Raw genomic sequence first — 23,850 nt, forward strand, 5'->3', positions numbered from 1 at the left:
TTTTACTTGACGATATAGCTTATACGTTGTGCGCTTGTTTAACGATTTGATGTATGCATGCTCTTTTCATTTTCAGATTACGATGGTAAGTGTTTGAGTATATTACTGGCCTGGACAGATTTCTCCCGTTTGGAAATTACCGTCTGGTAAGCCATGAAAACCGTTTCCGGGTACACCACGATGTTTATTCCCGTCGGGAATTATATTCCTTTATTCCGGTTTGGAGGGCTGACTCCTAATAGTTTATTGACAAAAAAGTCCCGTTTCTTCCGTCGGCCATAAGGCCCGCCGTCACTGTGTCCCATGCCCGGAACGACCAGCAGTTCAAAGTCCTTGTTGGCTTTGATCAGCGCATCGGCGACCCGGTAGGTTGATTCCGGCGGCACATTGGTATCGGCTTCTCCTACGATCAGCAGCAAATCACCTTTGAGTTGCGCGGCATTCGTGATATTGGACTGTTGGTCGTAATGTTTGCCAACGGGATAACCCATCCACTGCTCATTCCACCATTGTTTGTCCACGCGGTTATCGTGACAGCCGCATGCAGAAACAGCCGCGTCGTAAAAACCCGATTGAAATAACAGCGCTCCCAGTGAATTTTGCCCGCCTGCCGACGTCCCATAGACCCCAACCCGGGTGGTATCGGCATGAGGGTATTTGGCTGCCAATGCCTTCATCCAGGCGATACGGTCCGGGAAACCTGCATCTGCCAGGTTTTTCCAACATACATCATGAAATGCTTTTGACCGGTTGGCCGTACCCATTCCGTCCATCTGCACGACAATAAAGCCAAGCTCAGCCATGCTTTGCATTTCGCCGTAATGTCTGAAAGCCTTGGGCACAAAGGAATCCTGCGGTCCTGCGTAAATGTTTTCGATAATCGGGTATTTCTTTTTTGGATCAAATTTGCTCGGACGATATACAATTCCCCATATATCCGTTTGGCCGTCCCGCCCTTTTGCTTTGAAAATCTCGGGCAATTTGAAACCCAAGGACAAATACTGTGCTATATCGGCCTGTTCGAGCTGCATGACCAGGGATGCATCCGAAGTTCTGCGCAGTTCCGTAACCGGCGGGCTTACCATGGTGGAATAGGTATCAATGTAGTAAGTCCGGTCCGGAGAAAACGTCAGCGTATGCATGGCTTTGGCATGGCTGGTAAGCTTCACCAAACCGGTTCCATCGAATTTAATCCTGTAATAATGAATATGATACGGATCTTCCTGTGGGTCCATACCATTGGCACGAAACCAGATTTCACGTTTTTGCGTATCAATGCTGTCAATGTCGCGAACAACCCATTCGCCTTTTGTAATCTGGTTTTTCTCTTTACCGGTAATTTCATCAACCAGGTAAAGATGCCGCCAGCCGTCCTTTTCGGAAGCCCAGATAATTTCATGCGTTGCTGGCTGGTAATGCGTGTAAATCAGGTTTTGATAAATAAAGGTATCCGTCTTTTCATCAATAACCGGACGGGTATCACCGGTTGCCGCATCGACGTCAATAACCCTGAAACGCTGATGCCCCCGGTCTACTTTTTCGTAGGTGAAATGATTTTTATCTTCCTGCCGCCATCGGATGACCGGCGCGTTGAAGAAATCCGTCACTTCCGATTTTACTTTTACATTTTCTTTTGACTGAATATTAATAACATACATTTCATACGTTGTGAACTCATCTCCGGGCTGGGCATATCCGCGCGTCCGTACTTCCCCGCGGGTGGTATTGGGCAGGGAGGAAAGCAAAATACTGATTTGCCGCTCTTCCTGAGGCGTAATGCGGTGACAAACAAGATAATCTCCTGTCGGAGACCAGCTTAATTCGCCATAAGGTTTCAAAGGATTTCCATCATACGTAAGCTGTACTGCTTCTTTTTTGCCGGTTTCATTTAAATAGATATTGCCGTTTTTGACAAAAGCTTTACGCTTTCTGTCCGGCGAAATACTGTCAGCCCGGAATGGACGCCAACGGCTTGGCTGATAGGTCCAGCCCATGCTTTTGGGAGGCTCAACCGTTGGTTTGTCTACCTTTTTAGCCGTTTGATTTTCAGTGTTATAGGCGAACCAGCCGCCTTTTGCTTTAACAAAAATAATGTGCGCGGCGGGATCAAAACGCAGATCCTGCAACAGGAGTTTTGGCGCGGAATAACTTGTGTCGGCAGCCGTTGAAAGCGCTTTCGCGATATGTTCGTTATCAAAAGCCCTGGTCTTTTTTTCATCAACCGGATCTACATACATGTATTCGGTAAGGCTGTCTTTTAAAATATTCCTGTACCAGAACGACTTCCCGTCGGCCTGCCAGCCAGGTTGAATGCCTGATTTAAGAACCGTGCCTTTCGACAGTGAATCCGATAATTCCATCCGTTTATAAGACGCGGCTATTTCGCTGGGAGAGGGTTTGTAGGAAGGTAGCTGGCTTTTTTGCCCATAAGTGTTTTTCTGACATATAATCAGTGAGGACAAAAAGAGTAGTGCAAGTTTGCCGTAATTTCTAAGGGGTTTCATGACCGGTTGTTGAAAATTTTATACTTGATAAAGAGCAATACGAAATCATTCTGCCCTTTGGGCAGTTTAGGAAAGGGCATTTGATTGGTGACGTGAAGTGGTGTTATTCACCGGAATTTCGACGGCACGGGATAAATACAAAACTGAATGTTAACTTCTTAACTATTTATTTTATCTGTTGGATTAAGTTAGGTGTAACTCATTGTTTATCAGTAAAATAATTTTAATTAGGCGACGGTGCTCCTGATGTGTATTTTCAGGTACTATCATTAAATTGAGTTTTTGTTATCTTTTTGTAAAATTACCGGTAACATCCAATACAAACTTTATTGTAATTAGCGACTGATTTACCGATATTAACCTAAGTTGAACTCGGATTTGGCTTGTTGGCGAATTTGAAGCGTTTTATTCGGCAGTTTTACGAAATCGTGGAATAATAAGTAGGTGCTGTATAGGAACCTGTGGGAAGGGAGGCCGTTGGAAGTGAAAACCCGACAATTTGAGAGAAAACAAACCTTTCCGGCGGAAAACAACCGTAATTGATCAGGGCATTGTTGCCATTGTTCTGTTTTTTCTTCAAAATATATTTTTCGGGAGGACCTCACCGAACCAGATATTGCTCCCGAATTTTCCGTTGAAATCCGGTTAATAGGGGATAGTACATTTCATTTTATGAATATTTTTCTGAAAAACTCTGAGCGGATACAACCATTCAGCTGTCGAACGGCCTCTTTAGCGTGTTACGTTTAATCCTATTAGTGCTATGACAAGAACTAGTTTTTATGTCTAACCAGGACAATAACCCATTTTTTTCACAGTTAAAACCATCGATAGTATTTTCTGGCGTGTTTTTAATAGCGTTGTTTTTATATAATTTCTTAGTAAATATTTCTCCTTTCACTTGTCAGATGAGTAGTAGCGAATTCAAATATCACACGGGTCTGGTTAAGATAAATGAATACCTTTTTCATTTACATAATGAATGTAAACGTGGGCAGTTTGACGTGGCCCAAAACACTTTTCTTGATTTACAGCAACATTGGCAACGGCAGGATGTATTGTTAAAGTCGATTCAGAATCAGCTGGTACGGAAATCATACTTCCCGTCGGACAGTCTACATCGGCTTGAAAAATTTCTTAACAATATCTACTTGTCCAGTTCGAATGGACATGACAGCACGCTTGTTATGAAGGAAATCCGGCGTATCAACAGCAGGATCGATCAGATGCAAAGTCTCTCCGGCCGCTAGACCTGCCGGAGAGAAGGCCTTGCATTTTATGACAAACTATTGATTTTTTTGAAAGCAAATTTTGGTGCAATCTTTGATAAAAAGTATAGCAGTTTTACTGCGCCTATTCTTATTTCGTCCGGATTTTTTTCTAGTTTGCTGATCATTTCTTCCACGGCTCTTTGCGGGCTAATTGCCATTTTTGGTGTATTGCCTTTGTGCCAGGGTGTGTCTACAACCGGGAATAACACTTCGATAATTTTAACGGGCTCATTTCGCAACTGGTGGCGCAATACCTGCGAAAATGAATGCAGGGCTGCCTTGGTGGCGTTGTAGAACAGATAATCTGCCCGGGGTGTATAAACCAGTCCGGTCGTGATGTTGATGATTTTGGCGTTGGGGTGTTTCAGAAGAACCGGGTATAACATATGTGCCAGACTGGCGGGGGCCAGCAAATTCGTAGCGATTTCCGTAGCAAATTTTTCATGCAGATTGGTTTCTTCTGCAAAATTTGTTCGATGAACAACGGCGGCATTGTTTATTAAAATGTTCAAATCAGAATGCCCGGTAACAAGCCAGTCAGCCATGTGCTGTAAGGCCTCCGGATTGGATATGTCACATTGATAAATGATCAGTTCAGGCAATAGCTTTTTCGCCGTGTGAAGTTTTTCCAGAGAACGGGAGCAAATGATTACGCGGTTTTTACTGGCAATAAATTGTCTTGCCATTTCCAGTCCGATTCCTGAACTGCCGCCGGTAATCAGTATTGTGTTGTTTGTGAGAGCCATAATGTTTTAAGTTGACATGATGGCTCAAAAGTATAGAGGCGATTGAAGGATCGGATTGACCTATGTTAACCCTGCAATTTTTTTCTGATCCTGCTGAGTGATTCGGGTTTTATACCCAGATAAGATGCTATCATTTGCTGGGTGATGCGGCTTTCCAGACCGGGGAATTCCGTCAGGAAGTTTTTGTAACGGGTTTCAGCGTCGAGCATGAGGAGGTCTCTTTCCCGCTTTTCTTTCAAACAATAACCTTTTTCCAGGGCGGCGATCAGAAATTTGTCCCATCTGGTATTCGTCTTTTGAAGCTCCAGCCAGCTTTGGTAATTCACTTCCAGGATTTCAGCATCTTCAATGGCCTGGATAAAAAAATGAGAGGGCTTTTGGTAAAGCATCGAGGAGTAGGATACAAGCAGGTTATGTTCCGTGATTATGGATTTTGTAAATTCATTTCCCTTACTGTCGATGTAGACGTACCTGAAAAGGCCGCTCAGCAGAAAGGCAAATTTTGTAGGAATCTGGCCTTCGGCAACGTAAAAGCTTCCGTTGGTTATATTCCTTACTTTTGAAATTTCTAGTAATTCAGCATATTCCCTCTCCTGAATCTGCATGCTTTTGAAAAGTTCTCGGTCGTTATACGCATTCATTTTATCGACTTTTTACAGTGGATTCCCGGTTTATAAGCGCTCCCGCAAGCACAACTTCTTCTCCCGCGAAATTACTTTTTATAATATGTTTTAAAAGGAGTTCGCAGCTCGTTCGCCCAATATCATACGCAGGTTCGGCAACCGTGGAAAGGGTTGGGGAGATAATTTCGCAAATAGGATCGTTGGTGAAACCGATCACGCCAACTTCGGGGCCAACGGATATATTTTTTCGCTTTAAGGCAACGATCGCGCCGATTGCTTTTCTATCGTTTACAGCAAATATCGAGTCCGGTTTAGGCCCGTTTTTATCAAACAAAATAACAATATCCGATTCGCCCGCTTTTTGCGAAAAACCGGAATAAATGATCCATTCAGGTCTGGCAGGCAGCTGGTTGTCGCGCAGTGCATCCTGATAACCACGGAGACGGTTTTCCGTGAGAAAAACACCCCGCGGACCGGTAATGTGCGCGATGTTTTGATAGCCGCTTTCAATCAAATGCTTTACCGCCTGATACGCACCGTTATAGTCGTCCTGCATGACTTTTGAGCCTTTCATTTCTTCGGGTACCCGGTCAAAAAATACAACGGGCAGGCCGTCATCAATGATTCCCTGAAAGTGCATGCAGGAATCCGAAGCTGAGGAAACGCAGGCCAGCAAACCGTCCAGACTGCTCACCGAAAGGTCCTGAACAATTTTCCTTTCCAGCTCGGGCGAATCGTTCGTGATGTATAAAATGATATTGTAACCCTTGCTTCGGGCCATTTCCTGGATACCCGTAATGACAGTCGAAAAATAGTAATTGGTAATGGCCGGGATGATCACGCCAATGTTATGCGTACTGCTTTTAACCAGACCCGTTGCGTTGAAATTGGGTTTGTAGTTCATTTGCAAAGCCATATCCAGTACCAGTTGCCGGGTTTTCGGGCTCACATCATAGGCATCCCGGAGCGCGCGGGAAACGGTCGCCACTGAAATGTCCAGCGCTTTGGCTATATCTTTGATCGTAGTGAATCTCCGCATCAATGTGGGTCAGGACAGAAATTTAAAAGTTGTTGTTTTCGATAACGTTCTCGCTAATATTTACCGGGAAAGTCGGCGATAACCAATCAAAATCATTGTAAAATTGTGTGTGATAAATCGGGTTCGGAGGATTTGAAAATTAATGTCTGCAAGCCCGTTTCGTACGTTTTGAACAAAGTTAATGAAATATTTTATCCGGCAACCGGGCTCGATTTCGGATCATCGGTTGCGCAATAGATTCTTATCGGAAACTACTGATTCCGCGACTTAATCCGGCCTTTTTTGGATTCCCATTGCCCTGAATCAGGTTTTGGAAGTCCTGTATGTTTACAAAAAACTAACCCTTAATAGACAAACGTTGTATTTATGAAGAAACGGGATTTTTTAAAACTAACTGGTTTAAGCGGTATTGGGTTAATGCATTTTGATGCTGCCAATGCACAGCCGGCGTTAATTTCAAGTCGGGGCAGTCGTCCGCAAAAGTTCAATATGAGCGGCTATGCGGCGCCTAAAATTGATACGGTGCGCATCGGTTACATTGGTTTGGGAAACCGGGGCGGTGGTGCCATTCAGCGCATTCAGAAACTCGAAAACGTGGAAGTGAAGGCGTTGTGTGACATCAGGACGGCAAATGCGGAAGCCGCCAGAAATACTTTTAAGGGAGACGTAAAACCGCAGGTTTATTCAGGATCGGCAGATGCGTGGAAAAAAATGTGTGAAAGGGATGATATCGACCTGGTTTATATCTGTACGCCATGGAGCCTGCATGCCCCTATGGCGCTTTATGCGATGGAACATGGCAAACATGTGGCTGTGGAAATTCCAGTTGCTACGACGGTCGATGATTGCTGGAAACTTGTGGAAACTTCCGAGCGGACTAAGAAACACTGCATGATGCTTGAAAACTGTTGTTACGATTTCTTCGAAATGTTAACGCTGAATATGGCAAGACAGGGTTATTTCGGTGATGTTGTGCACGTTGAAGGCGCCTATATCCATGATATCTATGACTCGTTTTTTGATACAACGAAACGATATGACCATTGGCGACTGAAAGAAAATCAGAGAAACGGGAATTTGTATCCGATGCACGGATTGGGTCCTGTGGCGCAGGTGCTTGACATCAACCGCGGGGATAAAATGGATTATCTGGTAAGTATGTCGAGTAATGATTTTATGCTTGGACAGCAGGCTGAGAAAGTGGCGAAAGAAAACCCGGCTTTCCAACAATTTGCGGGGAAAAAATTCAGGGGTAATATGAACACCACAACCATCAGAACGGCAAAGGGTAAAACCATCATGCTGCAACATGACGTGACTTCGCCGAGAGTTTATTCACGTTTGCACCTGATCAGCGGGACGAAAGGTTCGGCGCAGAAATATCCGTTAGCGGAAGGGGAGCAGGGGCGTATTTCGCAAGGGCACGAGTGGCTGACCCCGGAGAATTTCAAGTTACTGGAACAGAAGTTTCAGCCCGAAATTGTAAAGAGAATCGGCGAACTTGCGAAAAAAATAGGTGGTCATGGCGGTATGGATTTTCTGATGGACTGGCGTTTAATCGATTGTTTGCGGAACGGATTGCCGCTGGATCAGGATGTTTATGACGCGGCTTCATGGAGTGTCATTGCGCCGTTGAGCGAATGGTCGGTGGCACACCGTTCCAATTCCATCGATATTCCGGATTTCACTTCGGGAGCCTGGAAAAATAACAAACCCGTGGATATCGCCTTGGAAAAAGGCGGAAATACAGGCGTCAGAATATAGAGGTAATTTTTATTTAAATCTAAACAGCTCATTTAAATCAGGCAGGGATGAAAGTTGTCATAACGCAAAGTGCAAACGAACTGGGAAATAAAGCGGCTGGTTATGCCGCAGCGTTAATTCGGGATGTTATAGAAGAAAAAGGCAGTGCCAACATTATTCTGGCAACAGGAACAAGTCAGTTTGAAACGTTAAATGCATTGGTGGAAGCCAGGGATATCGATTGGTCGAAGGTGACAATGTTCCATCTGGATGAGTATATCGGGTTGCCGCTGTCGCATCCGGCAAGTTTCAGAAAATATCTTCAGGAGCGTTTTCTCGCCAGGGTTTCTGCGCTAAAAGCTGTTTATCTCATTAATGGAGAAGGGGATATAGCACAAGAGGTAAAACATTTGAGCGCAATCATCGGTGCACATCCGATTGATGTCGCATTGGTGGGAATCGGAGAAAACGGGCATCTCGCTTTCAATGATCCACCTGCGGATTTTGAAAATGAAACACCGTATCTCGTAGTAAACCTGGATGAACCGTGCCGGAAACAACAGATGGGCGAGGGCTGGTTCAGTACGCTGGAAGAAGTTCCTTTGCAGGCGATCAGCATGTCGGTGAGGCAGATCATGAAGTCGGGACATATCATTTGTTCCGTGCCTGATGCGCGGAAAGCGCTGGCGATTAAGAACAGTCTTACCCGTGAGGTGAGCAACCTTTATCCGGCGAGTATTTTGCAGCAGCACCCTGATTGTACATTTTATCTGGATAAAAGTTCGGCGTCACTACTTTCTGATCAGGTACTTGCTTAACATAACGGATCAAAAACGACCATACCGCGATAAGAACAAATGATTAAAGAAGAAAATCCGGATCCGCAAAGTACGGTCAGTGGCAGAAGAGGATTTATCAAAACATCTGTTTCTTTGTTAGCCTTTTCTTTGTCGCTGCCAACCCATAAATTGCCTGCTATGATGAACGCTGAAAACATGATCATGAAAAAGGATATCAGTAACGGAAAAAGTATCATCGGTGCCTATGGCGAATGGGCTGCTTCCTTGTTAAAACCGGTTCCGCCCTTATCTTTCCGAAACCCGGAATGGAATGATCTCGCGTCCTGGAAAAAAGAAGCGGTTGGTAAAACAAAAGAATGCATGGCCAGTCCGGCACGGCATCATGAAGTTCCGAAAGTGACGATCGACAAAAAGTATGTTTACGACGGCCTGGAAATTGAAGAAATATCCTGGCAGCTTCCATACGGCAGCAAAACACAGGCTGTGGTACTAAAACCGGCAGGCGTAGACAAACCCTTACCTGCGATTCTGGGTTTGCATGACCACGCGGGGAAAAAATATTTCGGATACCGGAAGATCGTCCGGACTGGCGATGAACAGCATCCGCAGCTGAAGGAGCATCAGGCTTCTGACTATGGCGGAATGGCCTGGGCCAATGAAGTAGCCAGGCGCGGTTATGTTGTTCTGGTGCACGATACCTTCGCATTTGGAAGCAGGCGTGTATTGTATGAAGATGTGCAGGGGTTGAACTATGGTGACGTGGACATTACAAATAAGAGCGACAAGGATCCGGAAAAAAGCGAAAATATCGAAACCTACAACCGTTGGTCGGGGGCGCACGAGCATGTGATGTCCAAATCATTGTTTTGCGCGGGTACAACATGGCCGGGCGTTTTTTTGTCAGAGGATCAGGTGGCACTGGATATTCTGGCGGCAAGAAAAGATGTGATATCTGGAAAAATTGGCTGCGGGGGTTTGTCTGGTGGGGGACTGCGGACGGTGTATCTGGCGGGACTGGATCCGAGGATCAAATGTGCTGTTTGCGTTGGGTTTATGACGACCTGGAAAGACCAAATTCTTACAAAATCCTTCACGCACACCTGGATGACTTATGCGCCGCTTTTGCCCAATTACATGGATTTTCCAGAGATTCTGGGTTTGCGGGTGCCCTTGCCAACCTTGGTGCTGAATAACAATCAGGATGAACTTTTCACTTTGGACGAAATGAAAAAGGCGGATGGGATATTGAAGGAGGTGTTTACAAAAGCTGGCGCAGGCGAAAAATACGCGGCAAAGTTCTATGAGGGACCGCACAAATTTGACACCGCTATGCAAAAGGACGCATTTAACTGGTTTGATAAGTGGTTGAAATCATAATGAAATGAGTATTTTGCAATTTGATACTGCTATTTGTAAGAAAATGGTAACAACATGCTTGAAACAGCAAATGGCAGCTAAACCTAAACCTTAAAAATGAGTGTAATGCAAACTGCTTCACGACGAAAATTTATTGAAACCGGCCTGAGTGCATTGGCTGGTTTATCCCTTGTGACGCACCCGGGTTTCGGGACGACAGCGAAACCGGCTGATAAAATCCGGCTGGGTATTATCGGGACGGGTTCTCGAGGGGCTGGACTGGCCTCGCTGGTGAAAAATATACCGGCCTTATCCCTGATCGCCTGCTGTGATACCATTCCGGCGAACCTGAAAAATGGTATGGCGCATGCCGAGAAAGGTGCGAAAGCGTATACAGATTATCGTCAATTGCTGGATGATAAAAATATCGATGCGGTCATCATTGCAACGCCACTTTATCTGCATTATCCGATGGCCATTGCCGCTTTGCAGGCCGGGAAACATATTTATCTGGAAAAGTCTATGACTTATGACATTCCGCAGGCGATAGATCTGGTGAAGCAGGTACACAAATCCGGTTTGATATTCCAGGTGGGCTATCAGTATCGTTATTACAGTTTGTATCATCGGGTCAAGGAAATTATGAAGGAAAACTGGCTCGGGAAAATTACGCATTTTGAATGCCAGTATAACCGGAACTCCAACTGGCGTTTTCCCGTGTCGGATCCAAAACTGGAAAGAGCCGTGAACTGGCGTATGTACCGCGCGTATTGCGGCGGACCGTTATCTGAATTATGTGCGCACGAGATTGACGTGGTCAACTTTATGCTCGATAGCCATCCCTTAAAAGTGGTCGGACTCGGCGGGATTAATTACTGGAAAGATGGCCGGGATACCTACGATAACATCAGAACGGTTTACGACTATCCAAACGGCGTGAAAGCCAGTGTAACCTCTGTTCTTTCCAATGCGTATAATGGGTACAGCATCCGTATTCTGGGTGATAAGGCAACGGCCGAAATCCTGCGTGACAAAGCTTTTATTTACCCTGAAAATATCAACAACGCAAAGGGAACGGTGGACGGCGTGACGGGTGCAACTTTGGCATTAACCACACAAGGGCAGGGTGTTGAATTAAAATTTGGGAAACCGGGAGAAGCGGTCCCTGAGCCAACAATAACGGCTTTGCAGGATTTTGCGCATTGCATTCAAACCAAAAAACAGCCGATCTCCAATGTAGAAACCGGGCGTGATGGTTCCATTGCGATCCATATGGGAAATGCGGCGGCGGACACAGAGTCGGTGCAGCTTTGGAAGCCTGCTTATTCGGTCTGAGTCTATGATATTTAACGGGATTTTCTGCTGTACGTGTTTCGGAGGGCAGAAAGAAAACCTTAATAAAAAACTGATCGTCATCGCTGTTTCAGTGATGACTTTTTTGCTGTGCGCATTCAGTGATGGTGCAAAAGATTCTGAAATTCAGGCTTTTCATATTGCGGGGACTACGCAAGGAACCACCTATGCCGTAACGTATTACAGCGAAAAAGAGCTGATCAAAAAAACGGCTATTGACAGTATTTTTAGTCGTATTGATCAGTCACTTTCCATTTACAAACCTGAATCCGTTATCAGTCAGTTTAATGCCTCGGATTTCGGGATTGAAACGGATGTGCATTTTGATAAGGTGATCAGAAAGTCGATGGAAGTCTACAAAGACACTGACGGTGCATTTGACATAACAGTTTTGCCGCTTGTGCAAGCCTGGGGTTTTGGTACGGAGAAAGTCGGTGTTTTGCCGGATTCTTCACGCATAAAATCGATATTGCCCTGCGTAGGTTCTGACAAGATCCGGCTGCGCAATAATCGTCTTGAAAAACTGGTATCCTGCACGCAAATTGACGTTAACGGAATCGCCCAGGGGTATAGTGTGGACGTGGTTGCGGATTTTCTGGAAAGGAATCATATCCAAAACTATCTGGTGGAAGTTGGCGGGGAAATTCGTGTGAAGGGTAAAAAGTATCCGGGGAACAAGCCGATGCGGATTGGTATTGAAACGCCTTCAAAAAATGAATTTGAAAAGACGGGCATCCAAAAGGTCATTCAGCTGGATCAGGGAGCGGTTACCACGTCGGGAAATTACAGAAGATTTCGGCAATCGGGTTCCCAAAAAATCTCGCATATCATTGATCCCAAAACAGGATATTCAGCGCAAACATCTCTGATCAGCGTGACAGTGATCGCAGATGATGCGATCACGGCCGACGGTTATGACAATGCGCTACTGCTCATGGGACTGAATAAGTCATTGAGGTTTCTGGAAGCACATAAAAACCTTCAGGCGTACTTCATTTTTCAAAAACCAGACGGCTCTGTTTCTGACACGGCGACAGCAGGATTTTATCCATATGTTAGGTGAAAACTTATCCATTTTGTTTCCAACCAAATTTTGTTTAAAAGTGTCTTTTTTCAGAGCTGACTTTACTAAAATGAAAGGGGGCTGTACGAAGTACTCATATTTTTTACATTTCTGATGAACAAGAATTATGATGCGTTATTTATCACTAATGGTTTTTGCGCTCGTTTTAGGAGGTTGTAAGCGAGACAAGGTCATCCTGGCTGCGGCTTGTTACCCTGAAATAGCAGACCTCCAACGGGGAGGACGCGTAGTTGATGTACCGGTAACCTTCCAACTTTCGGGTGGGTTGATGTTAGCTGGGCGGCTTATGCTGGCAAATGGTAGTGCATGGAGTGCCTGCAATTTACCTAAGGAATTTGCGAAAGATAGTTTGCCTCTATTGGTTAGCGGATATCATTTAACTTCGCCAAGTTTAGATGTAATGAACATTTCTCCGGTACCATTTGAGGTTACATCAGTCAAGTATAGGTAAAGTTTTATGTTCTGTTTGAAAAGGACCGAATTGGTTATTTATTGTTCTGAAAAAGGAATAAGTAACCAATTCTCTCATTCATTAGTCGCAAAAAGGTCGTCAGATGAAAAACGGCAAATTCGCAGTATTTACCGTTTTTCATTTTGCCTGATTAACGTTGCTTTCTGGTAACTTTCAGATCTTTGAAAAAGCCGATTGTCCCAATATCCACCCATAAGGCAATCGAGCCATGTGTGGTTTTTCCTTTCATTTTTTCTACGATAAAGTTTGAATATTTTGCATCATTGATGAACATGTATGCCTTCTGGCCGATCACTTCGATCCGCATCGTGATCCACTCATTGATATCAACCGGCACAGTGGTTTCATACATGTCATTTGCTTCCTTACGCAGACGGTCAAATTTGTAGTCGGGATAGGAATAATACTGAACCGTTTTATTTCGGAACAATTGATTATCGGAACGTCCAACCTTCGGTCTTAAATAGATGGATTCGTAAGCAGAATCATTTCCATCGATCCGAAAGGCAACGCCTATAAAGCCCTGCGCTGCTGCAAACGGCGACGGATCTTGAATCCGGCTTAGCATCTTCACCTCAATAGCGCCATTTTCGAAGTCCAGGTCAGTCAGTTTAGCGTAGGTTGGCTCATCAACAGTAGATCCTAAGTTTTTTACATCAAAGGGCAACACTTTTAAATCGCGCTGGATCTTCAAAACATTTTCTCCATTCAGCGTTGCAATAGAGCCGGTAATATTCTTTAATTCAAATGATTGGCTGCCTAAGGTCAATTTTTGACCAATTACTGCGATTGAGCAAAAGTTCAGCAGCAATAATAAATGCATTGTGTTTTTCATAGGTGTTTAAAATAACTTCTTGTTTGCCCGGTCATGTTCAACCAATTACTTCTTTTTTTGCTTCTGATAACGTGACGGTCTTTCCGAGGGCCCCGAATTCGTGGAGTTCGCCAAAAACTTCCAGTCGAATGGATTGATCCAGTCCACCCACACGCATCGGTTCAAAACCTGCATCGACAATTAATTCTTCTATTGAAGTGTTGATTTGCTGGTCATCCGTAGCGTAGAATAGCACAGCAAGTTCTGGCTTTTGGCCGGAGGCATCAGACAGGGAAGCCGCTCCCAGCGTACCGAACGCTTTTGCCAGTTTTGCGCCTTTCGGAAGCAGGGATGCATTGATCTGGCCTGCCGACTCGTTTTCGCCGATGGTCTTGTTAAAACCTCCGTTTTCATTTGGGACAATAGGATTGGAAGGATCGACTATGATTTTCCCTTCCAGCAAGGAGGAATATTGCCCCAGGAACTCAGCGATGGATGCAAACCAGATCGCGAGAACAATAATATCTGCTTGCTGAATAGCCGCCTCAATTTCCAGGGGCTGCGCCAGACTACCTAGTTTTTGAGAGAGATTTTGCGCTTTTGAAAAATCGCGGGCGGCTAAAATGACGGGTCGGTTTCCGTTGACGAGGTCGGTTGCCAATACCTGACCGATATTGCCCAGGCCAATAATGGCCACTTTGGATTCTGTGATTTTTGACATGATCTATTTTGTTTATTTGACCATGCAAAGGTCTGCCCGATTGGCTGCACTGCCAATAAGGTAGATTAAGAAATGAGCTTAAACTATATTAAGCATGGGGTGGGGCAGGTGAGGCTATTGCTTTCCTGATCTTGCTCAAAAACTCGGGGGTAATGCCGAGGTATGAGGCGATCTGGTTATTGGGAAGCCGTAAACCCAGCTCCGGATATTGATCAAGAAAGGTCAGATAGCGCTCCTGGGCTGTTGAGCTGATTGTTTGCAACACTCGGTTTTGCAGCTCAACATAATTGTTCTCGACGATCACTTTGAAAATCCGGTCGAGCTTGGGAATGTTCGTGTAGAGATAATAAAGATCCTGTTTTTCAATTTGTAGAATCAGCGATGGTTCTATGGCCTCAATAAAGAAACCACTGGCCTTTCCGGAGTGGAAGCTTCCGATATCGGCCACCCATTTATTCTCCGCTGCAAACTGGATATTGTGTTCAGTGCCTTTGGGGTCAACAGCAAACATGCGAAAGCAGCCTTCAACGACAAAAGTATAGTGCTGACAAGGAAAACCATCCTGTAAGATAAATTGTCGGCGCCTGATAACACGCTGACTGATTTTTCCGTGCAGGAGGTATTTTTCATCTTCAGTCAAAGCAATGTAATGCTCGAAATGTTTGATCAGTGGTAGGAGATCCAAAATAAAAATGGCTGTTAAAAGGTAATTTGCATTTATTGCATGTCCAATTTACTTTATTTCCAGGGATTTGCAGACCAGTGCGATTGTGCTCAGTCTTAATGGGCGCTTTTTGTGAGTTTCCGACTTGATAAAAACTGAAACGGAAAAATAGCCAAAACCAATTCTGGATGGCCTGGATACTACGACTAACCGCAGGCAAGGATATTTGTAGCCCGTGCAATACGTTTTTTTTTGCGAATGCAAAAAAGATAAGATCTATCACAGGAGAAAACTGCGATAGATCTTGTCAAACTAAGGGTACATCGTTTTTTTTGGTCCGTTGTAATCAAAACCCCAATGCATTTTTATTTATTGATAGTCAATGATTTAAACTGCATCGTTAGGTCCGTAAGCGACTTTTCAACGCCCATCCTTTCAAGAGACGATGCGCCCACAAAACCATGTGCATCCGTTCCGTCCAGAACGATCCGCACGTCTTCCGGGGTATTAACAGGCCCTCCGTGGGCGAGGAAGAATATATCAGGATTAATTTCCCTTGCCGCCTCAATGATTTCCTGGGTGCGTGCCATCGCGTCATCCATCGTGCAGGATGCATCAACAACGCCTACTGAGCCTCCAACCGTTGTGCCAACGTGTGCAATGATTGCATTGGCACCGGCCTTTGCCATCTGGCGCGCTTCCTCAGGTTTTGCCACGTAAACGATGGTAAACAAATCCATTTCAGAGGCAATGCGGATCATTTCAACTTCTTTGTCGAATCCCATTCCGGTTTCTTCCAGAACATTCCTGAAATGCCCGTCGACAATGGAATGTGTAGGGAAATTGTTAACGCCGGAAAAACCCATTTCCTTTACCTTCAACAGATGGTGCCACATCCTTCTGCGCGGATCTGAACCATATACACCACAGATTACCGGAATTTCTTCAACGACCGGCAATACTTCAAATTCACCAATATCCATGGCTTCGGCATTGGCATCACCATAAGCCATAAGCCCTGCCGTCGAACCATGTCCAGACATTCTGAACCTTCCTGAATTGTATATGATGATAAGATCCGCACCTCCTTTTTCAATAAACTTGGCACTGATACCCGTTCCGGCCCCGGCCGCAATGATGGCTTTTCCCTGATCTAATGTCGCTTGCAAACGGTCTACTACTTCCTGTTTTGTATAAGGATTTCCCTTACCTGTCCACGGATTTGGCATAATGTTAATTAAGATTTGTCTAATTTTTGATTTAAATATTTTCGATTGTTCTATTCAATTTTAACCGGCATCAAGGTCAGTAATCTGGCTACCAATGCCTCGGCAAAGATGTCATCATTGATATGTGCATTGACTTCAATGACCTCCACCTTGTCATTGATATGATCTTTTATGGACTCAAACAAAACACGATCCGCTCCGGGATTGTAAAATATCCCTCCCTCCGAATCAATCTGAGATATACCTTTTAGTGGCAGCAGAACCGAAACAGGTGCGGATGACCGATTTAATTTTTGCGCCAGCGTTTTACCAAGCATTTCATTTTCTTCTTCATTTGTTCGCATCAAAGTTACATCCGGAGCCCAGCTGTACAAATGACGGTCCTTAAATTTTTGTGGTACGGTGTCCAAATGCGCAAAATTTACCATGTCCAGGCAGCCGGGAACCACTACCTGCGGTAATCCCATTTCCGTGGCAGCTTCCAATCTTTCCGGCCCGGCACTGCATATCCCATCGCACAGATTGTCTGCCAATTCCGTGGTGGTAATGTCCAGAACGGCGCTAAAAACGCCTTCCCGGATCAGTGCTTCCATGGCTTTTCCACCAACGCCGGTCGCATGAAATGCCAGCACCTCGTATCCCTGTTCCTTTAATAATTCCGTGCACTTGTCTACACACGCGGTTGTATTTCCAAACATGCTGATTGCAATGGTTCCGGACGCGATGACGTTCTTGTTTACGGTAACATTGGACATGGAACAAATCGCCGCCGCTGCCTGCGCAACCAGTATCTGTATCACGCTGTTTAGCCCTGCAACGTCTACCACTGAGGGTATCAGCGTAATATCCTTATTGCCAATCTGTCGGGCCAGGTCTTTCGTTGCAATGGTAGACAAACAAATTTTGGGAATACCAAAGGGAATTTCCTGCATGGTGGAGAGCGTAATGTAAGTACCTCCGCCGCCACCCATGCCAATGGCTCCTTTGATCAGGTTTTGCGCTACGAGTTTTGCTACGATTTTTGCTGCTCCATTTCCCATCACATTCATCGCGTGTCCCCGGTCACGATTTTTGCGCAGTGCTGTGATGCTTTCACCTCCTTCCAGGGCGACAGTATCGCATTGGAAATCCACATGAAAAAGATTCGTGCTTCCCATTACCCCCGTGTTGATCGTCAGGACCTGTTCGCCCTGTGCCAAAATACAATTCCGCAAGTAAGCAAAAACCTCCCCTTTAGTATCAAAACAACCAATTATAAGAATAGACTTCGGTATTGATGACATGCTTTAATTTTTTAAGTACCCTTTCGGGTTTAATTTTTAATGGTTAAACAAATTAACACTATTGCTGAAAGAAAATTAAACTTCAATGTCAAAAACGACAACACGTTCGAGTCTTGGTACTACTATTTCCTTAGCTTGTTCGTGAACCGGATGCGGCAGGTAGGCATCTCTGGAGGCGAGGCTATCAAAAGTCATCACAAAACCATGTGTGAAATCTTCATTGAGCCCTTCTGAACTATTGTAGCAACCATATTCCATGTCTAAAAGTCCGGGAATTTTGCCAACCATATCCTTCATTGTTCCGAAACACATCGCAATCTGCTCTTCGGTCACGGCTTCTTTAAACTTAAATACCCCAAAATGTCTGACCATCGTTATATATATTTAACCAGCTGTTGATTTAAGAATAAGTAGTAGTGAAAAATTAGTTTATGTTATTGATTTTTATAATAAGTTCTTAATCATTCGGTTACTGAGCTAATCGCATACAGCTAATTGCCAACAGCTACATAATTATTTAAGCGTATGGATATAGGATAACAGATCGGCCACCTGCTTGTCTGTGTAACCGTCGATAAGCCCTTTTACCATAAATGAACGCCCCCCCAGAAAACCCTGACTTTTGATAGACGCCGCCTCGACAAACACTTTACTGCCGCCCATGAATGCAATTGTAGTTCCGCGGTCATCTCTATTCACCAAATAACCTTCCAGAATACTGCCATCCTTTTTTGTCAACCGGAATACCGCATAGCCTGATTCTACGGCTGCATCCGGATTGAGGATTGCCGTAAGAAGCGCTTCATTTTCTCTCGAAGCAGACCCGTCCAGCGCGGGCGCAATACTCTGTCCAGTTTTACCTACCTGATGACATGCCAAACAAGTTTGGAAAAGTAATTTTCCGTTTTGTACATTTCCGTTGTTCTTTTCAGCGATGGTCATATATCTGGCCAGCTCCCCCTTAAAAGCTTTCTTTTTTTCTTCTTCACGTTTTTTAACACCCTTCATAACAGCCAGTCGGCGACCGTCGGTTTTATCGGAGTTAACAATTCGTTCTGCCGTGGAAAGATCGAATGCAGACAGGTCTATTATCTTTTTTTCATGTGCATGCATCAGCAAACCTGCTCCCTGACTGGACGAAGACAAAATCGTTGCCAATTCTCCTTTTTCAGCCGGATTAAGTTCGGGAATCCATTTCAGTGAAGCCTTTTGACCCGCATCAGGATCGGCCTTTGATAGACTATTTAAAGAGGCCGCCCGCACATCAAAGCTTAGATTTTTGTTTAAAACGATTTTTGAAAAAATATCCCGATTGGCTTTTGGATTAATTTCAAGGGCTTTCAGAGCAAGTTTGAGGGTTTTGTCGGAAGTATCATCATGGATTAAGGAAACAATGGCCGCCTGCGAATTTTCCATTTTGAAACGTCCGACAGCATCCAGGGCCAGATCGACATCGGACTGGGATTTACTTTTTAGCAACGTATTTACAGGAACCAATAGCAATCCGGATAACGCATCGGACTGAACCTGCGCCTGATTTTGAAGCGCAAAAGTAACATAGGCCTTTGCATAGGCCGGATTCTCGATCACGGGTTTTACTGCATTGTAAATCTGCCTGTTGCCCAGCATTTTTGTTATGCTCACGAAAGTGGATTCGTCAAGCACATTGATATTCGCTTTTGGCCAGAATTTCAGAAAGGCCGTTTCTTTTTGCTCCGTTGGCAGCGCCTGAACGGCCCACAAAATGTTACTGACGGGCAAGTCATCAGGAAGTGGGGTATTGATAAAAGTCTGGAGTTCACTGGCGTATTGCTCCAAAGCTTTTCTGGCCAGGAAACGCTCGAATTTTCTTTCATAAGAACCACCCATTGCATTGCCGGGAATTTCGGGTTTGCAAGCCCTTACCAGGATATCGATGGTTGACTGATCCGCCGCGCCGGCATCATTGAGTGTGCGGAGTACCTGTGAACGCACCGCAGGATTTTTGTCTTCCATTAACGTTTTCACAGCGGCAGCAATCTGGGCCGGTGTCAGTGAAAAGCTGTTTAGCGAGCGAACAGCCTCGCGCTTCAAATCCGGAAGGGAAGATTTCAGAAGTAGCGTGATAAGTTTTTCGTCATAATATTTAATGCCTTCCAGTGACCAGAGGGCATGAATCCTTGTGATTTCGTCCTGAGATTCATTGGAGGCCAGTGCCAGGAGCTGCGGTGCCAAAGTTTTGGTTTCGGACGAGGGCCGGTCTGTGATCTGATGCCAGGCTGCCCGTTTTTCCCAGAGGGACGGTGATTTAAGATGGTTTACCAGATCTTCCGTTTTGACCTCATAAAGATTCGGAACGGCTCTTGGTTTTTGACTGACATGACGAATTCTCCAGATGCGTCCGTGCGTCTTGTCGCGGTCCGGATGGGTTGTAGGAAGCTCGTTGTGCGAAACGATCTTGTTATACCAGTCGGCAATGTACAAGGATCCGTCGGGGCCAAATTCCATATTGACAGGACGAAACCAGTCGTCCTCCGAAGTCAGCAGATCTGGCAAATGTTTGGAGGTAACGGTCCCGTCCGCATTCCGGACAACCTGAACGGCATTGATAGAACTTGTTATCGGATTGGCCAGAAACGCTACATTTTTATATGCTTCCGGAAAAGATCCCGAGATATCATCGGCGAATGCTGTGCCGGAAATCCCCGTACCACCCACGCGAAAATCATGCAAAGACGGCATAAACGGCTGATAGAACCGAATCCGCTCATTGCCAATCCCTGGAAAACCGGTTCCCGGCTCCATCGGTGCCACCGAAAATCCGAGATCATTTGCCTCCGAACCATACCATTGGCCATTGCCCCGAAGCTGAAATCCCCAGATATTATTAAGTCCTGAGCTCACGATTTCCATTTTTCGGGCATCCATGGAAAAGCGGGCGATTTTGCTGTAATCGACTTTTAGCCTGGCATCGCTTTTATAGGAGGAGACTTCGCCTTTGTTCAAGGCACCATGGCTGAAATTAATCCAGTCGCCCGGCGCTCTCACCAGCACGTGCGCCATGGTATGCGTATCCGTAAAACCAAAACCCGTGAACAACGGTGTGCGCTGGTCCGCTTTTCCATCCTTGTTCGCGTCATTTAAAAAGAAGAGTTCAGAGCCTTGTACCACATAAGTCCCGTCTTTGTAAGGCAAAATACTCATGGGGATTGTAAGGCCATCCGCCCAGATACTCGTTTTGGCGGGCGTTTTTCCATACAGATCTGAAATCACAATGATCTTATCAAGACCCTTCGTTTTGCCAGTATACAGATCCGATACCCGCTTAAAATTGGGATGGTTTTTCTGCGCTTCCTGGTCGTCCATTAATTTTAGCAAGTCGTTCCACTGAATATCGGCAATGGGATCCAACGGATACATCCGCGCAGTTTGCGTCCATAGCCTGCCCGCATCGTCGAAGGTAAGGTCAATGGGGTGAATGACGCTGTCGCGCTCACTGGCAACGAGTTCAATGACGAATCCGTCTGCTACTTTAAATCCAGCGAGTTCTTCTTCTGGTGTATAGACTCTGGTTCGCACCGACTGTGTTTTATCTTTTTTTTGCGCAAAAGCAGTTGGAGCATATAGCAATCCTAACAAAATCAGGCTTGCAAAACTTATTTGTATGGCCTTCATATTTCCATTAAAAATTAGCATTGAAAAAATCAATAATTTTCAAATCAGCTATACTTCAATAGCTGATGACTGACGACAATAGACTTTGGTCATTTCAAAAAGATTTCTCACAGTTCTGAAATGGTTAGGTCACGAAAATCGACCTGCCCGGCGCCACCCGAATGAATCTGAACGGCGATTACGCCTTTTTGCGGTATTTTGGCGTCTTTTTCCGTGTAATCAGCCGTTTTTACGCCATTGATGTAAAGTTCATGACGGTTGCCTTTGCAGCGGATTATGTAGCTGTTCCATTCACCTTCCTTTAACAGGTGGCTGAGTGTACGCAAATCACCGCCCACCAGTTTGCCCCGGCGGTGTTCATCATAGATATCACCCCAGTACCCGCTGCCGATATCGGCCTGATAGCCCACTATTTTTTTGCCTTCCAAAACAGATCGGTACTGGATACCGCTGTTAATCATTCCGGTTTTTGAATCGCCGTATAATTTGAAAAGGCACCGGAATTCGAAGTCAGTATATTCCTTAACGGTACACAAATAAGTGTTTTCAGGGATTTTGTTAACCCCGTCACCGCTGTGAATGGTGCTGTCTTTTACAGACCACAACTTGCCATGAGCGGGATCAACGGTCTTCCAGCCGTCCAGGGTTTTGCCGTTAAAAAGAGAAACACTTTTAACGGTTGACTGCGCTTTGCTGTTCATAGTGCTTATAATCAACATTGTAATAAAAGTCGTTAACTTGAAACAGGATTTTACCAGATGAACTCCGCGGGAAACACTTTTAATCTGAATTTTCATATTTTCAATTTTATGGTTTTAGGAATATTTGCAACATGAGTCCAATTTAATCACGAAATTGACATAATTCAGTGAATTCAAATATTTGTCAGGCAATGCATAAGCTGCGTATACCTGACAAAATTTGTTTTGGCATCCACTGTTTTCAGGAATTACCAGTTCGGATTTTGAACCAGGGTGCCTCCGGATTTATCAATTTCGGATTGCGGTATCGGAAACACATCATGTTTTCCATCGACATATTTGAAAAAATTACCACCCCATTGCGGATTAATCGTCGTATTATTTTGCCATCTGTCCTTGGATCTTAAAAAGCTTCCCGCAATGCCCCATCTACGCAGGTCAAAAGAAATTTTTCCTTCGAAGGTGAATTCAACGCGTCTCTCGTGGCGTATTGCTTCAAATATCTGAGCTTTGCTTAAAGTACCGGCCAGCGCAGGCATGGCCACGGATGGTCTCGACCGGACCATATTGATATACTCCACGGCTCCTGACGAATTTCCTGTTTCATTGAGCACTTCTGCGTAAAAAAGCAAAACCTCGGCATAACGGTATAATGCAAAATTAGCGGAGGTGTGCCATGGATAATTCTGTTCAATTTCAGTCCCGGTTTTTCCGGAAATCACCCATTTTTTCAAAGCATATCCTGTCCCGTTTACCACATCCTTAAAAACCTGTCCTTCAAAATTATCGCCTTTTCTAAAAATGGAATAGCCCAGGCGCGGATCTTCCTTGGGCGTCATTTCATATTCATTGACTAGATCTTTTGTTGGTCTGATCCATCCCCAACCGCCACCAGGTACATAACCCTCACCATTGGGCGCACTGTATGTGGTTGAAAAATTCCCCAAATTCTTACCCGTGTTCGCTTTGTACTGAATCTCGAAAACGGATTCGCTGTGGTTCTCTTTTGAGCCATCGAACAATGAAGCGTAAGAATCCAGCAGTTTGAATTTTCCGGACTTAATAACCGTTTCCAGCAGGGGTTTAGCATCGGCCCATTTCTTTTCCCAAAGGTATAGTTCGGCTAAAACAGTTTTCGCAGCGTAGGAAGTGGCGCGGCCCAAATTGGCGTCATCATAAGTATCTGGCAGCGTTTGCGCTTCTTTCAGGTCTTTTTCTGCCTGATCGAAAATATCCTGTCTTGGCGACTTGGGCACCAGTAATTCGTCAATACCCAGCGTTTTAGTGACCAAAGGTGCGTCGCCGTACATTTTGGCGAGCCTGAGCATCCACCAGCCACGGAGAAAATGGGCTTCTTTGAGCAACCGGGTCTTTAAGGCTTCATCCATTTCAATGCCCGGTATTTTCTCCATCGCCTGATTGGCACGATAAATCCCCTCGTATATCTGGAACCATTGATTTCCCAGTTCACCATTATTGGGCTGCAGGGTATACTGGTAGATCTGGTTCCAGGCTACTCCATCGGGATGCGGCTCGGCGTCGGAAGATTGAATATCTCCCCACATATCCATACCGGTTACATTGCTGTTGTTGTTGCCGGTATGATAAGCCAGGATCGAATTATAGCAAGCTACAATGGCCGCATTTGCATCGCCGGCAGTTTTGTAAAAGCCGTCCTGCGCAACAGACCCGACCGGATCAAGATCCAGTTTGCTATTACAGCCGCTCATCAGAACGGTAATAAATGAAAGTGAATAAATGAGTTTTTTCATGATATTTTGAATGGTATAATG

At 45.0% G+C, this 23,850-nt stretch carries 20 protein-coding genes; 6 read left to right on the forward strand and 14 right to left on the reverse strand.

Going from position 1 to position 23,850, the window contains the following annotated elements:
• Positions 1-200: 200 nt before the first annotated feature.
• Entirely contained in the window at positions 201-2,504 is a 2,304-nt protein-coding gene (locus RB622_RS17390; RefSeq protein ID WP_308047856.1) for a prolyl oligopeptidase family serine peptidase, read from the reverse strand.
• 418 nt (positions 2,505-2,922) lie between these two features.
• On the reverse strand, positions 2,923-3,084 hold the full coding sequence (locus RB622_RS17395) for a hypothetical protein (RefSeq protein WP_308047857.1): 162 nt from the start codon (positions 3,082-3,084) through the stop codon (positions 2,923-2,925).
• A 328-nt stretch (positions 3,085-3,412) separates the two neighbouring features.
• On the opposite strand from RB622_RS17395, the gene RB622_RS17400 reads away from it, so the two are divergent.
• The gene (locus RB622_RS17400; RefSeq protein ID WP_308047858.1) at positions 3,413-3,754 is read left to right on the forward strand and encodes a hypothetical protein; all 342 of its coding nucleotides are present in this window, start codon (positions 3,413-3,415) and stop codon (positions 3,752-3,754) included.
• 26 nt (positions 3,755-3,780) lie between these two features.
• Here the strand turns inward: RB622_RS17400 and RB622_RS17405 are convergent, their stop codons facing one another.
• From RB622_RS17405 to RB622_RS17415, 3 genes are all read right to left on the reverse strand, one after another.
• Positions 3,781-4,521, reverse strand: coding sequence for an SDR family NAD(P)-dependent oxidoreductase (locus tag RB622_RS17405; RefSeq protein WP_308047859.1), 741 nt, complete (start codon positions 4,519-4,521; stop codon positions 3,781-3,783).
• Between the two features lie 65 nt (positions 4,522-4,586).
• The gene (locus tag RB622_RS17410) at positions 4,587-5,162 is read right to left on the reverse strand and encodes a Crp/Fnr family transcriptional regulator (protein ID WP_308047860.1); all 576 of its coding nucleotides are present in this window, start codon (positions 5,160-5,162) and stop codon (positions 4,587-4,589) included.
• A gap of 1 nt (position 5,163) precedes the next feature.
• The gene (locus tag RB622_RS17415; RefSeq protein ID WP_308047861.1) at positions 5,164-6,183 is read right to left on the reverse strand and encodes a LacI family DNA-binding transcriptional regulator; all 1,020 of its coding nucleotides are present in this window, start codon (positions 6,181-6,183) and stop codon (positions 5,164-5,166) included.
• A 366-nt stretch (positions 6,184-6,549) separates the two neighbouring features.
• Between RB622_RS17415 and RB622_RS17420 the strand changes: the two genes are divergently transcribed.
• The 5 genes from RB622_RS17420 (at position 6,550) to RB622_RS17440 (ending at position 12,498) form a co-directional block, all read left to right on the forward strand.
• Positions 6,550-7,947, forward strand: coding sequence for a Gfo/Idh/MocA family oxidoreductase (locus tag RB622_RS17420; protein ID WP_308047862.1), 1,398 nt, complete (start codon positions 6,550-6,552; stop codon positions 7,945-7,947).
• A gap of 47 nt (positions 7,948-7,994) precedes the next feature.
• Complete coding sequence (locus tag RB622_RS17425; RefSeq protein WP_308047863.1) at positions 7,995-8,744, forward strand: glucosamine-6-phosphate deaminase; 750 nt, start codon at positions 7,995-7,997, stop codon at positions 8,742-8,744.
• Positions 8,745-8,783: 39 nt separating this feature from the next.
• Positions 8,784-10,103, forward strand: coding sequence for an alpha/beta hydrolase family protein (locus RB622_RS17430; RefSeq protein ID WP_308047864.1), 1,320 nt, complete (start codon positions 8,784-8,786; stop codon positions 10,101-10,103).
• Positions 10,104-10,208: 105 nt separating this feature from the next.
• The gene (locus tag RB622_RS17435) at positions 10,209-11,417 is read left to right on the forward strand and encodes a Gfo/Idh/MocA family oxidoreductase (protein ID WP_308047865.1); all 1,209 of its coding nucleotides are present in this window, start codon (positions 10,209-10,211) and stop codon (positions 11,415-11,417) included.
• Between the two features lie 4 nt (positions 11,418-11,421).
• Positions 11,422-12,498, forward strand: a complete 1,077-nt coding sequence (locus tag RB622_RS17440) for an FAD:protein FMN transferase (protein WP_308047866.1) — start codon at positions 11,422-11,424, stop codon at positions 12,496-12,498.
• Positions 12,499-13,121: 623 nt separating this feature from the next.
• Here RB622_RS17440 and RB622_RS17445 read toward each other — a convergent pair.
• The 9 genes from RB622_RS17445 to RB622_RS17485 form a co-directional block, all read right to left on the reverse strand.
• Positions 13,122-13,826, reverse strand: a complete 705-nt coding sequence (locus RB622_RS17445) for a hypothetical protein (RefSeq protein WP_308047867.1) — start codon at positions 13,824-13,826, stop codon at positions 13,122-13,124.
• Between the two features lie 37 nt (positions 13,827-13,863).
• Positions 13,864-14,526, reverse strand: coding sequence for an NAD(P)-binding domain-containing protein (locus tag RB622_RS17450; RefSeq protein WP_308047868.1), 663 nt, complete (start codon positions 14,524-14,526; stop codon positions 13,864-13,866).
• An 88-nt stretch (positions 14,527-14,614) separates the two neighbouring features.
• Positions 14,615-15,211 (reverse strand): Crp/Fnr family transcriptional regulator, encoded by a 597-nt coding sequence (locus RB622_RS17455; RefSeq protein WP_308047869.1) that lies wholly within the window; start codon positions 15,209-15,211, stop codon positions 14,615-14,617.
• Positions 15,212-15,555: 344 nt separating this feature from the next.
• On the reverse strand, positions 15,556-16,419 hold the full coding sequence (locus tag RB622_RS17460; protein ID WP_308047870.1) for a phosphoenolpyruvate hydrolase family protein: 864 nt from the start codon (positions 16,417-16,419) through the stop codon (positions 15,556-15,558).
• A gap of 50 nt (positions 16,420-16,469) precedes the next feature.
• Entirely contained in the window at positions 16,470-17,702 is a 1,233-nt protein-coding gene (locus RB622_RS17465) for a Tm-1-like ATP-binding domain-containing protein (protein WP_308047871.1), read from the reverse strand.
• A gap of 75 nt (positions 17,703-17,777) precedes the next feature.
• Positions 17,778-18,074, reverse strand: a complete 297-nt coding sequence (locus tag RB622_RS17470) for a Dabb family protein (protein ID WP_308047872.1) — start codon at positions 18,072-18,074, stop codon at positions 17,778-17,780.
• A 141-nt stretch (positions 18,075-18,215) separates the two neighbouring features.
• Positions 18,216-21,356 carry a HEAT repeat domain-containing protein gene (locus RB622_RS17475; protein ID WP_308047873.1) on the reverse strand — a complete coding sequence of 1,047 codons (3,141 nt, stop codon included), beginning with the start codon at positions 21,354-21,356 and terminating at the stop codon, positions 18,216-18,218.
• A gap of 107 nt (positions 21,357-21,463) precedes the next feature.
• Positions 21,464-22,153, reverse strand: a complete 690-nt coding sequence (locus RB622_RS17480) for a DUF1080 domain-containing protein (protein WP_308047874.1) — start codon at positions 22,151-22,153, stop codon at positions 21,464-21,466.
• A gap of 152 nt (positions 22,154-22,305) precedes the next feature.
• Complete coding sequence (locus tag RB622_RS17485; protein WP_308047875.1) at positions 22,306-23,829, reverse strand: RagB/SusD family nutrient uptake outer membrane protein; 1,524 nt, start codon at positions 23,827-23,829, stop codon at positions 22,306-22,308.
• Positions 23,830-23,850 lie beyond the last annotated feature (21 nt).

It is taken from the genome of Dyadobacter sp. LHD-138 (assembly GCF_030929615.1).
Taxonomy (GTDB): domain Bacteria; phylum Bacteroidota; class Bacteroidia; order Cytophagales; family Spirosomataceae; genus Dyadobacter.

Coding starts and splice junctions, on each gene's coding strand:
- RB622_RS17465 (WP_308047871.1), bottom strand. CDS start 17,702: ATGTCATCAATACCGAAGTCTATTCTTATAATTGGTTGTTTTGATACT.
- RB622_RS17410 (WP_308047860.1), bottom strand. CDS start 5,162: ATGAATGCGTATAACGACCGAGAACTTTTCAAAAGCATGCAGATTCAG.
- RB622_RS17460 (WP_308047870.1), bottom strand. CDS start 16,419: ATGCCAAATCCGTGGACAGGTAAGGGAAATCCTTATACAAAACAGGAA.
- RB622_RS17405 (WP_308047859.1), bottom strand. CDS start 4,521: ATGGCTCTCACAAACAACACAATACTGATTACCGGCGGCAGTTCAGGA.
- RB622_RS17480 (WP_308047874.1), bottom strand. CDS start 22,153: ATGAAAATTCAGATTAAAAGTGTTTCCCGCGGAGTTCATCTGGTAAAA.
- RB622_RS17420 (WP_308047862.1), top strand. CDS start 6,550: ATGAAGAAACGGGATTTTTTAAAACTAACTGGTTTAAGCGGTATTGGG.
- RB622_RS17430 (WP_308047864.1), top strand. CDS start 8,784: ATGATTAAAGAAGAAAATCCGGATCCGCAAAGTACGGTCAGTGGCAGA.
- RB622_RS17415 (WP_308047861.1), bottom strand. CDS start 6,183: ATGCGGAGATTCACTACGATCAAAGATATAGCCAAAGCGCTGGACATT.
- RB622_RS17425 (WP_308047863.1), top strand. CDS start 7,995: ATGAAAGTTGTCATAACGCAAAGTGCAAACGAACTGGGAAATAAAGCG.
- RB622_RS17485 (WP_308047875.1), bottom strand. CDS start 23,829: ATGAAAAAACTCATTTATTCACTTTCATTTATTACCGTTCTGATGAGC.
- RB622_RS17400 (WP_308047858.1), top strand. CDS start 3,413: ATGAGTAGTAGCGAATTCAAATATCACACGGGTCTGGTTAAGATAAAT.
- RB622_RS17435 (WP_308047865.1), top strand. CDS start 10,209: ATGCAAACTGCTTCACGACGAAAATTTATTGAAACCGGCCTGAGTGCA.
- RB622_RS17470 (WP_308047872.1), bottom strand. CDS start 18,074: ATGGTCAGACATTTTGGGGTATTTAAGTTTAAAGAAGCCGTGACCGAA.
- RB622_RS17445 (WP_308047867.1), bottom strand. CDS start 13,826: ATGAAAAACACAATGCATTTATTATTGCTGCTGAACTTTTGCTCAATC.
- RB622_RS17440 (WP_308047866.1), top strand. CDS start 11,422: ATGATATTTAACGGGATTTTCTGCTGTACGTGTTTCGGAGGGCAGAAA.
- RB622_RS17450 (WP_308047868.1), bottom strand. CDS start 14,526: ATGTCAAAAATCACAGAATCCAAAGTGGCCATTATTGGCCTGGGCAAT.
- RB622_RS17390 (WP_308047856.1), bottom strand. CDS start 2,504: ATGAAACCCCTTAGAAATTACGGCAAACTTGCACTACTCTTTTTGTCC.
- RB622_RS17475 (WP_308047873.1), bottom strand. CDS start 21,356: ATGAAGGCCATACAAATAAGTTTTGCAAGCCTGATTTTGTTAGGATTG.